11 protein-coding genes are annotated in these 12,967 nt (G+C 72.1%); 8 read left to right on the forward strand and 3 right to left on the reverse strand.

Features of this window, described 5'->3' with window-relative positions:
- Window position 1: 1 nt before the first annotated feature.
- Entirely contained in the window at window positions 2-160 is a 159-nt protein-coding gene (locus ACFE76_RS11795; RefSeq protein WP_375431951.1) for a hypothetical protein, read from the reverse strand.
- Between the two features lie 18 nt (window positions 161-178).
- On the reverse strand, window positions 179-1,408 hold the full coding sequence (locus tag ACFE76_RS11800; RefSeq protein ID WP_375431952.1) for an RNA polymerase sigma factor: 1,230 nt from the start codon (window positions 1,406-1,408) through the stop codon (window positions 179-181).
- 78 nt (window positions 1,409-1,486) lie between these two features.
- On the opposite strand from ACFE76_RS11800, the gene ACFE76_RS11805 reads away from it, so the two are divergent.
- The 5 genes from ACFE76_RS11805 (at window position 1,487) to ACFE76_RS11825 (ending at window position 5,652) form a co-directional block, all read left to right on the forward strand.
- Window positions 1,487-2,572: a glycosidase gene (locus tag ACFE76_RS11805; RefSeq protein ID WP_375431953.1), complete on the forward strand. Its 1,086-nt coding sequence runs from the start codon at window positions 1,487-1,489 to the stop codon at window positions 2,570-2,572.
- A 79-nt stretch (window positions 2,573-2,651) separates the two neighbouring features.
- Complete coding sequence (gene rimO, locus ACFE76_RS11810) at window positions 2,652-4,208, forward strand: 30S ribosomal protein S12 methylthiotransferase RimO (RefSeq protein WP_375431954.1); 1,557 nt, start codon at window positions 2,652-2,654, stop codon at window positions 4,206-4,208.
- Window positions 4,201-4,791, forward strand: coding sequence for a CDP-diacylglycerol--glycerol-3-phosphate 3-phosphatidyltransferase (gene pgsA, locus ACFE76_RS11815; protein ID WP_375431955.1), 591 nt, complete (start codon window positions 4,201-4,203; stop codon window positions 4,789-4,791). Before rimO ends, pgsA begins: the two co-directional genes overlap by 8 nt.
- Window positions 4,788-5,291, forward strand: coding sequence for a nicotinamide-nucleotide amidohydrolase family protein (locus tag ACFE76_RS11820; protein ID WP_375431956.1), 504 nt, complete (start codon window positions 4,788-4,790; stop codon window positions 5,289-5,291). The genes pgsA and ACFE76_RS11820 overlap by 4 nt, the downstream gene beginning before the upstream one ends.
- Before the next feature lie 70 nt (window positions 5,292-5,361).
- Window positions 5,362-5,652: a helix-turn-helix domain-containing protein gene (locus ACFE76_RS11825; RefSeq protein ID WP_375431992.1), complete on the forward strand. Its 291-nt coding sequence runs from the start codon at window positions 5,362-5,364 to the stop codon at window positions 5,650-5,652.
- A 171-nt stretch (window positions 5,653-5,823) separates the two neighbouring features.
- Here ACFE76_RS11825 and ACFE76_RS11830 read toward each other — a convergent pair whose 3' ends face one another.
- A complete protein-coding gene (locus ACFE76_RS11830) occupies window positions 5,824-10,452 on the reverse strand; it encodes an ATP-dependent helicase (RefSeq protein WP_375431957.1) in 4,629 nt (1,542 codons plus the stop codon).
- A gap of 118 nt (window positions 10,453-10,570) precedes the next feature.
- Here ACFE76_RS11830 and ACFE76_RS11835 point away from each other — a divergent pair, with 118 nt between their 5' ends.
- The 3 genes from ACFE76_RS11835 to ACFE76_RS11845 all read left to right on the forward strand — a co-directional run bounded on the left by ACFE76_RS11835 (window position 10,571) and on the right by ACFE76_RS11845 (window position 12,738).
- A complete protein-coding gene (locus ACFE76_RS11835; protein WP_375431958.1) occupies window positions 10,571-10,765 on the forward strand; it encodes a DUF3046 domain-containing protein in 195 nt (64 codons plus the stop codon).
- 191 nt (window positions 10,766-10,956) lie between these two features.
- Window positions 10,957-12,003: a recombinase RecA gene (gene recA / locus ACFE76_RS11840; RefSeq protein ID WP_375431993.1), complete on the forward strand. Its 1,047-nt coding sequence runs from the start codon at window positions 10,957-10,959 to the stop codon at window positions 12,001-12,003.
- 3 nt (window positions 12,004-12,006) lie between these two features.
- A complete protein-coding gene (locus tag ACFE76_RS11845) occupies window positions 12,007-12,738 on the forward strand; it encodes a regulatory protein RecX (RefSeq protein WP_375431959.1) in 732 nt (243 codons plus the stop codon).
- The last annotated feature ends 229 nt before the right edge of the window (window positions 12,739-12,967 follow it).

Here is a 12,967-nt window from a genome sequence, read left to right on the forward strand (position 1 = left end):
GTCAGCGCGGAAACGCGTCCTGGGCGTCCAGCCAGGTGGCGTGGTCGTCGAGGTCGGACACCAGGTGCACCGACCGCGCGGTCTGCAGCACCCGCGCGGTACGGCTTGCCCGTTGGAGCCGGCTGACGGTGGCCTGGTCGTTGATGATCCCGGCACACACCGGCTGCGACCCCGGGGTTCAGCAGAGCGTGGTCTGGTCCTCGTCGTCGGACAGCTGGCCGGGATCGCCGTTGATGTCAACGCGTCGGCCTGAGAGGGCGGCCGCGGCGGTCCTGGAGACCAGGCCGACGAACACCGCGTCGGGCGACTCCTCGTTCTGGCCGCGGGGCGTGACGAGGACGGCCGTGGTGCCGGAGTAGTCGAGGAAGGTGTGCACCTCGTCGCTGCTCGGCAGGTCGCGGAAGTCGAAGGGCACCCGGACAGGGCCGGGCGCGAACTGCACCAGCTCGGCCAGCTCGACCAGAAGCGCGTCCTCGGGCTGCTCGTCGCACCGCGCCTCCGCGGAGGTCCGCGGCCCGACCGACCACCACAGCCCGGGGTCGGTCTCGTCGGTGGCGTCGACAAACCGGGCGACCCGCTCGCTGACCTTCGTCGGGCGTCCGGCCGGCACCGGGATCCGAGCGCGGGCGGTCGTCACGGTCACCGAGCAGGTTGCCTCGGTCTCGGTGATGATCACGCTGAGCACCTCTTCGCTCGCCGTCAGCTGTCGGGCCTGGAAGGTGAACCGCGGCTGGGCCGGCAGCTGGACCGCCGACGTCCACTCCCCGTACGCGCGGACGTACGGGTCGGTCCGCAGCCCGGGCAGCGCGGTCAGACCGACGACGAGGGCGACCGCGGCCAGGCTGGCCAGCACGACGCGGAAGCGCGTCCGGCGGCGGCGGGCGCCGAACCGGCGTTCGACCTCCCGGACCGCGCCCGGCGCAGGGGCCTCCGCGTTCCACAGCGCCTGCTCGATCTCGTACGGCTGCAGCGGCTGTTGGCCAGGTTCGGTCGACGCGTCGGTGGCCGCCTCGGCCTGCTCGAGCGCGCGCTGGATGGCGCTCGGCGACCGGTCGGTGATCCGCGCCAGCTCGGCCAGCGTCAGGTGCTCGCCGTGCCGCAGGACCAGCAGCGTGCGGGCCAGCGGCTCCAGCTGGGCCAGCCGGGCGACGACCGAGGGAGGCTCCGCCGAGCTGGGGTCGGCCGGGTCGGAGGCGACAGGGTCGGTGCGCGCCGCCGACGTCGCGCGGCGACGGAGCACGCGCTGGACCAGCAGGGCTCGGCGCTCCTCGTACCCGTCGTCGTCACCGTGGACCGGTGACCGACGGCTCAGCACGGCGACCTCGCCGAGCAGCTCCGCCGCGCCGTCCGGGCTGCCGGCCACCACGCGCGCGAGTCGGCCCAGCTCGTCGTGCTGATCCTCAGGCACCCGCCACCTCCGCGGTCATCGTAGGTCCCGGGCCGACGAGCGAGGCGCTGCCGAATCGCCGCCCGTACGATCGCTTCCGTGGCGAACGTGCCGAGTGCCGAGCAGGAGCCCGTCTTTCCCTACCGGCTGAGCCGGGTCGGGGTCCTGATGACCCGGGACGCGGGGAACCCCGACGAGGCCGAGGGGGTGCTCAACCCGGGCAGCGGACGCGACCCGGCCGGCACCCTCTTCCTGCTGCCCCGGCTGGTGGCTGCGGGCAACGTCTCCCGGATCGGGCTGGCGGAGGTGCTGGTCACCGCCGGCGTGCCCACCGGAGTCCGACGCCACGGCGTGGTGCTGGCCGCTGACCGCACCTGGGAGCGCGGCGTCGGACACGGCGGTGTGGAGGATCCGCGGATCACGTTCGTGCCCGCGCTCGGCGTGCACGTGATGACCTACGTCGCGTACGGCCCGCTGGGTCCGCGGACCGCCGTGGCCACCTCGACCGACCTGCGGCACTGGACCCGGCACGGTCCGGTCCGCTACGGCTACGACGACAGCCAGGACGTCGACCTCAACCTGTACCCGAACAAGGACACCTCCTTCTTCCCCGAGCCGGTCCTCGCTCCGGACGGCGCGCCCAGCCTGGCCGTGCTGCACCGGCCGACGTGGGACCTGGACGAGGTCGCCCCCGGCCAGGGGGACCGGCCCCCGCCCGGGCTGCCCGACGGGCGCGGCAGCATCTGGATCTCGTTCGTGCCGCTGACCGAGGTGCAGAGTGACCTCAGCGCCCTGGCCCACTGGCGCCAGCACCGCTTCGTCGCCGGCCCCGAGCACCCGTACGAGGCCCTCAAGATCGGCGGCGGGCCGCCACCACGCCGGGTACCGGAGGGTTGGCTGCTGCTGCACCACGGGGTGACCGGCGTGCTGCTGCGGGCGTTCGCGCAGCAGAAGCACGTCCACTACGCCACCGGGGGGCTGATCCTCGACGCCGATCGGCCCTGGCTGGTGGTGACTCGCAGCCGTACGCCGCTGCTGGAGGCCGAGACCGAGGAGGAGCGCTCCGGTACCGTGCCCAACGTGGTCTTCCCCACCGCGATCGAGGAGGTGGCGGGTGTGCCGTACGTCTTCTACGGCATGGCCGACTCCGCGATCGGGGTCGCCAGGCTCGACCGCGTCGGCTGAGTCCGTCGTCGGCCGGGGCCGGGGCCGCGCGGCCACGAGATCTGGCCGACCTCTCTCGATCGGTCATACTGGGTGGGTCATGCCTACCTCCCCGCCCGCCACCCTGCCTGCGCCCCGGTCGGCGGGGGAGCCGCTCGCCGTCCACCTCGTCACGCTGGGCTGCGCGCGCAACGAGGTCGACTCCGAGGAGCTCGCCGCCCGGCTCGAGGACGGGGGCTTCCGGCTGGTGTCGGACCCCGAAGCCGCGGACGCGGTGATGGTCAACACCTGCGGCTTCGTCGAGGCGGCCAAGAAGGACTCGGTCGACACCCTGCTCGCTGCCGCGGACCTCAAGGACGGCGGGCGACCGCAGGCCGTGGTCGCGGTCGGCTGTCTGGCCGAGCGCTACGGGGCGGACCTGGCCGAGTCCCTGCCCGAGGCCGACGCCGTGCTCAGCTTCGACGACTACGCCGACGTGGCCGACCGCCTGCAGTCCATCCTCGGCGGTCACGCCCACACCCCGCACGTCCCGCGCGACCGGCGCCGGCTGCTGCCCGTGTCGCCCACCGCTCGTCGTGCCGCGGTCGCCGGGCACGCCGTCCCGGGCCACGGTCTCGGAACGGGCGCGGTGGTGGGGGCCGAGCTGCCGGCCGGGGTCGCGCCGGCCAGCGGACCGCGGCCGTTGCGCCGCCGGCTCGGCAGCTCACCGACCGCGCCGCTCAAGATCGCCTCGGGCTGTGACCGCCGCTGCACCTTCTGCGCGATCCCGGCCTTCCGCGGCGCCTACGTCTCCCGGACCCCGGCCGAGGTCGTGACCGAGGCGCGCTGGCTCGCCGACTCGGGCGTCCGCGAGCTGTTCCTGGTCAGTGAGAACACCTCCTCCTACGGCAAGGACCTGGGCGACATCCGGGCGTTGGAGAGCCTGCTGCCGCAGCTCGCCGAGATCGACGGGCTGGACTGGATCCGGGTCTCCTACCTGCAGCCTGCCGAGGTGCGGCCCGGTCTCGTCGAGGCCATGGCCAGCACCCCCAAGGTGGTGCCCTACTTCGACCTGTCCTTCCAGCACGCCGCCCCGGCGGTGCTGCGACGGATGCGCCGCTTCGGTGACCCGGACTCCTTCCTGGCGCTGATCGCCTCGATCCGGGCACTGGCGCCGGCGGCGGGCATCCGCAGCAACGTGATCGCCGGCTTCCCGGGCGAGACCGAAGCCGACGTGGCGGTGGTGGCGGACTTCCTGACCGAGGCCGGCCTGGACGCCATCGGGGTGTTCGGCTACTCCGACGAGGACGGCACCGAGGCGGCGGGCCTGGATGCTCAGCTGCCCGTCGAGGTGGTCGAGGAGCGTCGGGTCCTGCTCACCGACCTCGTCGACGAGCTGGTCAGCCAACGGGCCGAGCAGCGGATCGGCGAGACCGTGCAGGTGCTGGTCGAGGAGACCGGGATCGACGGCGTCGTCGGTCGGGCCGCGCACCAGGGTCCCGAGGTGGACGGCACCGTCCGGCTCGACCGCAGCGTGGCCGGGCTCGACGTCGGCTCGCTCAGCATCGGTGACCTGGTCACCGCCACGGTCACGGCCAGTGAGGGCGCCGACCTGGTGGCCACGTACCTGGCGGCTGACCGGCGTCGTCCTCTCGATCGCGGAGCGGGCGGTGGCTGAGCCAGCCGGCTCTGCCGTCGTGCCCGAGACCAGCCCCTGGAACATCCCGAACGCGCTGACCGCCCTGCGGATCGTGCTCGTCCCGGTCTTCGCCTGGATGCTGCTCGCGCACGCCGACGAGTCGGGATGGCGGGTCGGTACGGCGGCGGTCTTCCTCGGCGCGATCCTCACCGACTCCCTCGACGGGCACCTGGCCCGCAAGTACCACTTGGTCACCCGCTTCGGCAAGCTCGCCGACCCGATCGCGGACAAGGCGCTCACCGGGATGGCCTTCATCGGGCTCTCGGTGATCGGTGAGCTCTGGTGGTGGGTCACCATCACGTTCCTGGTCCGCGAGTGGGGGATCACGGTGATGCGGTTCGTCGTCCTCCGCTACGGCGTGATGGCCGCGGGACGTGGCGGCAAGATCAAGACCGTGCTGCAGGCGGTCGCCGTGATGCTCTACCTGCTGCCGCTGCCCGACTGGGCACACCTCGTGGCGCAGGTGGTGATGGCCCTGGCCCTCGTGGTCACCGTGGTCACCGGGATCGACTACGTCCGCGACGCGGTTCGGCTGCGCCGCGGGGCCCCCGCCCGGCCGTGACGGGTGCCGTCGAGGTCCTGGCCGAGCTGCGTCGCCGGGGCCAGACGCTGGCCACGGCCGAGTCCTTGACCGGCGGACTGATCGGCGGCCTGCTGACCGACGTCCCCGGCGCCTCGGCGAGCTACCTCGGGGGCGTGATCACCTACGCCACCCGGCTCAAGGCCACGCTGGCCGACGTGGACGAGGCGGTCCTGACCGAGCTCGGACCGGTCGCCGCACCAACGGCCGCCCAGATGGCGGCCGGGGTGGCCCGGCGCTGCCACGCCGACTGGGGGCTGGCGGTGACCGGGGTGGCCGGCCCCGACCCCCAGGACGGGCATCCGGTCGGCCAGGTATTCGTCGCGGTCGCCCGAGTCGACGGTGAGCCGCAGGTCCGCGAGCTGCACCTGGCGGGGGACCGGACGGCGATCCGCAACCGGACCGCGGCGGCGGCGATCGCCCTGCTCGCCGAAGCCCTCGGAATGGACCGAGCCGGCTCCGGCGTTGAGGCCGTGTGGTGAGACTGAGCGCGGTCGGCTCTGGCTTGTCGGACCGGGTGGGTACAGTTTGGTCATGGAAGAGGAGAATCCGATGAAACCGGTGCTGGTGCGGGAGCTCATCGGGGAGTCCCTGCGCGAGGAGCGAGTGGCGCAAGCCCGTACGCTCCGCGAGGTCTCGAAAGCCGCCCGGGTCTCCCTGGGCTACCTCTCCGAGGTCGAACGCGGCCAGAAGGAAGCTTCGAGCGAGCTGCTCGCCTCCATCTGCGGCGCCCTCGACCTGCCCCTTTCGGTCGTCCTGAACGTGGTCAGCGAAAAGATGGCAATGTACGAGCGGGTCACCACCCTGCCGACCGTCCGCGCGATGACCCAAGCGGCCGCCTGACCCTGTCCCGCGGCCCCGGCCATCCGTTCTGTTCGGGCCGAGCCCTCACGTCCACTTCACATGCTCGGGGGCGACTTCACCTGTGCGCGCGCACCGGTGAAGACGCCCGCGAGCCTGTGAAGTGACGGGCCCACTGGTCGCCGGGGTAAGCCGCTGTTGGCAGCCGAGAGCTCAGGCGGAGGTGACGGGGGGGCGGAGCCGGAGACCCTGGGGGGTCATCCGGAAGCCGGCGGTCTGCAGGGCCTCGCTGACCAGGGTGGAACCGAAGACGTGGCCGCCGTCGGCCCGTTCGACGCTCAGCTTGCCGAGGAGACCACGCTGTACCGAGCTGGCCAGGGCTGTTGCCGCGGGCGCGAGCCGTCGCGGGTCCTCGGTGAACGACAGCAGCGTCTTGCCGCCGCGCTCGACGTAGAAGACGAGACCGCCGTCCACCAGCACGACCAGCGCCCCGGCCTTGCGGCCGGGGCGATGACCCTCACGTTCGGGCCAGGGCAGGGCGGCGCCGTACGGGTTGGCCGCGTCGCAGGCGGCGAGGACCAGCGCCTGCGGCACTTCCGGATCCCGGGAGTGGGAGCGCAGCCGGTCGACCGCACCGCTCAAGGCGAACTGGGCCGCGCCGAGACCCTCGATGAAGTAGCCGCGTCGGCACTGGCCGGTCTCCTCGAGCGCGCTCAGCGCTCGGTACGCGGCCCCGAAGCCGCCCTCACCGTTCTCGGTCATCACGCTGCCCCGGCTGACCACGCCGTAGCGGTCGAGCTGGGCGAAGACGTCAGCCGCCAACCGGTCGGCCGGGGTCCCGCCCTGGCGGACGACCAGCGACCAGCGGCCCGCCGTCGTCGGCGACGCGATCCGCGGCGCTCGCCCGGGACGTCCGAGCCCGCCCCCGGCCAGGCGCGACCGGTGCGTGCGGGCGGTGGGCCGGGTCGGCGGCTTCTTGTGCGCGCCGCCAGCCGACAGTGCGCGTACCGGCGCGAACGTGTCCCCGGTGACCAGACCCGCCCAGACCAGGTCCCAGAGCGCGCCGACCCACTCCGAGCGCTCGGTCAGCGCCTCCCGCGGCAGCAACGCGTCGAAGAAGTAGGCGCCACCACCGGCGAGCGCCTCCAACAGCTCGGTGCTGCGGCCGTGCGCGGGCGCGGAACGCACCGGATGCGGCTCAGCGCCGGCCACGTACCAGCGCACCCAGCCGTCAGCGTCCCCGATCCCGCCGTCGCCGACCCAGAAGACCTCGCCGCTGGCGGTCAGCTCGTCGAGCATCGCCGGCCGGTAGTCGGCGACGCGGGCCGGGAGGATGACCGACTCGACCGCGCTCGCCGGCATGGCGTAGCCCGACAGCTGCTCGAGGGCGCCCAGCACGCCGTCCGTTCCCCGGCTCGACGACCCGACACCCTGCCATTCGGTCAGGAACCGGGCGTACGACACCTGCTCGACCGGCTCGACCTCTTGGCGCAGCAGCGCCAGCGTCCGGCGCTTGACCAGCGCCAGCACCCGGCTGTGGCAGTACTGGCGCCGCTCCTCGCCCGCCTCACCGTCGAGGTCGACGAAGGATCCAGAGACGACCGTCCCCGCCGCCACCAGGGCGTCGCAGGCCTGTTCGACCACCGACCGGCCGAGCCCGTAGCGGGCCGCGACCGTGCCCGCCACAAAGGGCCCGTGGGTCCGGGCCCAGCGCTGGACGAGGTCCTCGATCGGGTGCGCCGAGGCCTCGGTGAAGCTCGCGGCGACGCCGGGCGGTACCGGGATACCCAGCCCGTCGCGCAGCCGGGGCACGTCCTCGGCGACGGCGACCATCGGCACCCCGGCGATCCGCACGTCGACGACCCGCCGGTCGAGCACCAGCTCTTCCAGCGCCGGCTCGGGTTCGAAGTCGGGCGCCGAGCGGAGCCGCAGCTCGGGCCGGCTGAACGGGCCGGCCGTCCGGAGGAGGTCGTAGAGCTGCTCGGTCGTGGTCGCCTGCCGCTCGGCGGTGAGCCACTGCAGGTCGGCCTCGCTGCTGGCGATGACGGCGGCGTCGAGCAGCTGCTTGAGCCCGTCCTTGCCGAGCAGCTCAGCGAGCAGGGTGGCGTCGAGGGACAGGGCCGCAGCGCGCTTCTCGGCCAGCGGGACGTCACCCTCGTAGACGAAGGCGCCGACGTAGCCGAAGAGCAGCGACTTCGCGAACGGGGACGGCTCGGTCGTCTCGACCTCGACCAGCCGGATCGCCCGGGAGGCGATCTGCCGCTGCACCTCCAGCAGCCCGTCGAGGTCGAAGACGTCGGTCAGGCACTCGCGCATCGTCTCGAGCACGATCGGGAAGTCGGGGTACTGCGAGGCGACCGTCAGCAGCTGGGCCGACCGCATCCGCTGCTGCCACAGCGGCGACCGGGACTTCGGGTCGCGCCGCGGCAGCAGCAGGGCGCGCGCCGCACACTCCCGGAACCGGGCCGCGAACAGGGCGGAGCCGCCGACCTCCTCGGTGACGACGGACTCGATCAGGTCGGGGTCGCAGATGATCAGCTCGGCCGTCGGGGGCTCGGACTCGGTGTCGGGGATACGCAGCACCATGCCGTCGTTGGTCGCGGTGGCCTGCACCTCCAGGCCGTACCGCTGCCGAGCGGCGGCCTCGACGGCCAAGGCCCACGGGGTCAGCACGCCGGTGCCGAGGGCGGAGTGCACGCAGACCCGCCAGTCGCCCAGCTCGTCGCGGAAGCGTTCGAAGACGATCGTCTGGTCGGTGGGCAGCGCACCGGTGGCCGAGGACTGCTCGGTCAGGTACGCCACCAGGTTGCGGGCGGCGTACTCGTCGAGCCCGCTCTCCCGCAGCCGCGAGTTCGCCCGGGCGGCCGGCATCGTGCCGACCTCACGGACGAAACCGCCGAACGCCCGGCCGAGCTCGAGCGGTCGGCTGGGGGAGTCGCCCTTCCAGAAGGGCAGTCGCCCCGGGACGCCCGGCGCCGGCGTGACGAGCACCTGGTCGTGGGTGATCTGCTCGACCCGCCAGCTGGTCGTGCCGAGGGTGAAGACGTCGCCGACCCGGGTCTCGTAGACCATCTCCTCGTCGAGCTCGCCGACGCGACGGCCGGGGGAGTGCCGGCCGGACGCGTTGCCCTCGCCGACGATGAAGACGCCGAAGAGCCCCCGGTCGGGGATCGTGCCGCCGGACGTGACCGCCAGTCGCTGAGCGCCGGGGCGAGCCATCAGCAGCCCGGTGTCCCGCTGCCAGACCAGCCGCGGTCGCAGCTCGGCGAAGTCCTCCGACGGATAGCGACCGCTGAGCATGTCGAGGACCGCCTCGAACGCGCTGAACGGCAGGTCGCGGAAGCTGCTGGCGCGGCGGACCAGCGCGTACAGCTCGTCGACCTTGGTCTCCTGGCCCGAGACGATGGCGACGACCTGCTGGGCGAGCACGTCGAGCGGGTTCCGCAGCTCGGCGACCTCCTCGATGGCGCCCCGCCGCATCCGCTCGACGACGACCGAGGACTCGATTAGGTCACCGCGGTGGTTCGGGAAGAACACCCCGCGCGAGGTGGCGCCGACCTGGTGGCCTGCGCGGCCGACCCGCTGCAGGCCGCTGGCGACCGACGGCGGGGACGCGACCTGCACCACCACGTCGACGGCGCCCATGTCGATGCCGAGCTCGAGCGACGAGGTCGCCACCACGCATGGGAGCATCCCGGACTTGAGGTCCGACTCGATCTGCGCCCGCTGTTCCTTGCTCACCGAGCCGTGGTGCGCGCGCGCGATCACCGGTGATGCCGTTCCGTCGTGACCGGAGGAGGCGCCGGACTGCGCCATCACCTCGGCGGGCGGTCCGGACGGCGTCGACTGGTCCTCGACAAGCTCACCGAGCCGCTCGGCGTGCAGCTCGTTGAGGTGGGAGGTCAGCCGCTCGCCGAGCCGACGGGAGTTGACGAAGACGATCGTCGAGCGGTGGGCGCTGATCAGGTCGAGGATCTTGTTCTCCACGTGCGGCCAGATCGAGGGTGCGCGGGTGGGTGCCCGCTCGTCCTCGAGCGAGGCCGGTGGGCTCGACGCCGAAGCCCCGAGGTCGCTCATGTCCTCCACCGGCACGACGATCTGCAGGTCCCACGACTTCTCGGCCGGCGGCGCCACGACCTGGACGGGGTGCGGTCCGCCGAGATAGGCCGCCACCCGCTCGGGCGGCCGGACGGTCGCCGACAGCCCGATCCGCTGCAGCGGCTGGTGCGGAGCGTCTGGGGTGGCCGACTCCGCGGTCAGCGCCTCCAGGCGCTCCATCGACAACGCCAGGTGGGCGCCGCGCTTGGTGCCGGCGAGCGCGTGCACCTCATCGACGATCACGGTCTGGACCGAGCGCAGCACGTCACGCGCGTTCGAGGTCAGCATCAGGAACAACGACTCGGGAGTGGTGATGAGAATGTCCGGCGGGCGGGTGGCGATCGCCCGGCGTTCGGCCGGGCTGGTGTCCCCAGACCGCACCCCGACGGTCACGTTCGGGGGTGTCTGGTCCAGCCGCAGCGCCGTCTGGGTGATTCCGGCCAGGGGTGCGCGCAGGTTGCGCTCGACGTCGACAGCCAGCGCCTTGAGCGGTGACACGTAGAGCACGCGGCACCGCTCCTTCGGCGCGGGAGGTGCCGACCGGGTGAGGTCGTCCAGCGCCCACAAGAACGCAGCCAGCGTCTTGCCAGAGCCCGTCGGAGCGATGACCAGGGCGTTCGCGCCCGCGGCGACGGCTCGCCACGCGCCGGCCTGCGCCGCCGTCGGGCGCGCGAAGACCTCCCGGAACCACGTGGCGGTGGCGGGGGAGAAGACTTCGAGGACGTCGAGCGGCACGTTGCCCATACTGCCTGGCGGCTCCGACAGTTTTCCTCCGCACGCGAGCCCGGCCCGCCGGGTAGGCTGCCTCGCGCCTCGCGAACCGGGGTGTTGGTGACCAGACGGAGCGACGAGGGCGGGTGGAGTGAAGGAGACCGAGCTCTGGCTGCGCCTGCAGCAGCACCTGGGTGCGGGCTACTACCGGGTCTGGGCGGCCGAGTACAACCTGGCTGACCTCCAGGACCGGACGGTGGCTCAGGCCGTGGCCGACGGCGTGCCCGCCAAGACCGTCTGGCGTGCCGTCTGGGCGGCGCTCGAGCTACCGCCGCGCGAACGCTGACCCTCTTTCGACCCTGGCGGCGTGTCGGGATGTGCTTCGAACACCTGTTCGGTAAGTTGTCCACCGGGTTGGACGTGCAGCTCGGTTGTCCACAGCGGGTCGCAGTTCCGCACGATTGTCAGTGCGCCTCCTTAGAGTCCCTGCACAGACGGAACGACACAAGACGCCCGGACGGGTGAGGGAAGGACATGATGACGACCAACGACCGCGAGAAGGCACTGGAGACAGCTCTCGCCCAGATCGACAAGCAGTACGGCAAGGGGTCGGTGATGCGGCTCGGTGACGAGGTCCGCGCCCCGCTGGAGGTGATCCCCACGGGATCCATCGCCCTCGACGTCGCCCTCGGCATCGGTGGCCTGCCCCGCGGTCGGGTGATCGAGATCTACGGCCCGGAGTCCAGCGGTAAGACCACGGTGGCGCTGCACGCCATTGCCAACGCCCAGGCGGCCGGAGGCATCTGCGCCTTCATCGACGCCGAGCACGCCCTCGACCCCGACTACGCCGCCAAGCTGGGCGTCGACACCGACTCGCTGCTGGTCAGCCAGCCCGACAACGGTGAGCAGGCCCTCGAGATCGCCGACATGCTGGTCCGGTCTGGTGCGATCACGCTGATCGTCATCGACTCCGTCGCGGCCCTCACACCGCGCGCCGAGATCGAGGGCGAGATGGGCGACAGCCACGTCGGTCTGCAGGCCCGGCTGATGAGCCAGGCGCTGCGCAAGATGACCGGCGCCCTGAGCAACTCCAACACCACCGCGATCTTCATCAACCAGCTGCGCGAGAAGATCGGCGTGATGTTCGGCTCCCCCGAGACCACCACGGGTGGCAAGGCGCTCAAGTTCTACGCCTCCATGCGGCTCGACATCCGCCGGATCGAGACGCTGAAGGACGGCCAGGAGATGGTCGGCAACCGGACCCGGGTCAAGGTCGTGAAAAACAAGGTGGCCCCGCCGTTCAAGCAGGCGGAGTTCGACATCCTCTACGGCCACGGCATCAGCCGCGAAGGCAGCCTGATCGACCTCGGCGTGGACGCCGGCATCGTCCGCAAGGCCGGCGCCTGGTTCACCTACGACGCCGACCAGCTGGGCCAGGGCCGGGAGAACGCTCGGACCTACCTCCGGAACAACCCAGACCTCGCCGACGAGCTGGAGAAGAAGATCAAGGAAAAGCTGGGCATCGGTCCGCAGCTGGACACCCCGGCCGGGGTCGACCCGGTGACGGGTGAGGTGGAGTTCTAGGCCTTGGCTGAGGACGGCTCCGGCGTGGGGGTGGCGGGCCACGGCGACGACGATGCGGTATCGGCCGCGCGGCAGTGGCTCGCCCGCCAGGGGCTGCCCGTGCCGGAGCGGGACTCGGTTGGCTCTGCTGGCGTGCCCGAGGCCGAGGAGAGCGCGGGTGCGGGTCGGGGCGACCTGGCGCAGTCTCAACCTGTACCCGAGAGCCAGCGTGGCGCAGGGTCGAGGCGGCGGTCCCGGGAGCCGTCCGGCTCGGACGACGCGGACGCCGATCCGGTGGCGGTAGCGCGGGGGATCGTGCTGCGCAAGCTGGCTGCTCAGGCGCGGACGCGGCACGAGCTGACCAAGGCGCTGGCCGTGCGAGATGTATCTGAGGAAGTGGCACGTGACGTCCTGGACCGGTTCCAGGAGGTCGGCCTGGTCGATGACGTCACGTTCGCCCACGACTGGGTCGAGTCGCGGCAACAGCGCCGGCACCTGTCGAGCTCGGCGCTGCGGCGTGAGCTGCAGACCAAGGGCGTGGACCGCGACACCATCGACGCTGCCGTGGCTCAGGTGGACGGCGACGACGAGCTGGTTGCGGCCCGTGCGCTCGCGGAAAAGAAGCTCCGCTCGGTGAGCGGGCTGCCTCGCGAAGTGCAGTACCGCCGGCTGGCCGGGGCGTTGGCTCGGCGCGGTTTCAGCGGTGGGGTGACGGCCGCCGTCATCGGGCCGCTGCTCGACGGCCGTGAGGACTGATCGGGCAGCTCCGGCGCAATTCCGCACACCTTGTCTGTGCTTGACCACAGTGGGCCGCGACCATACTCTTCTAGACGAGGTTTCGGCAGTCCTGTTCGATCTTGATATGTGAATCGTCAACTGATGCGTTGAATGTTTAAAGACTTGTGTTGTTGCACAGTGAATTCGCCTGTTCTGACCACCTGATGTTCCGGACGCTGGTCCGTTTCACCGCGTGACCCCCTCGACG

Source organism: uncultured Friedmanniella sp. (assembly GCF_964244005.1).
Lineage (GTDB): Bacteria > Actinomycetota > Actinomycetes > Propionibacteriales > Propionibacteriaceae > Microlunatus.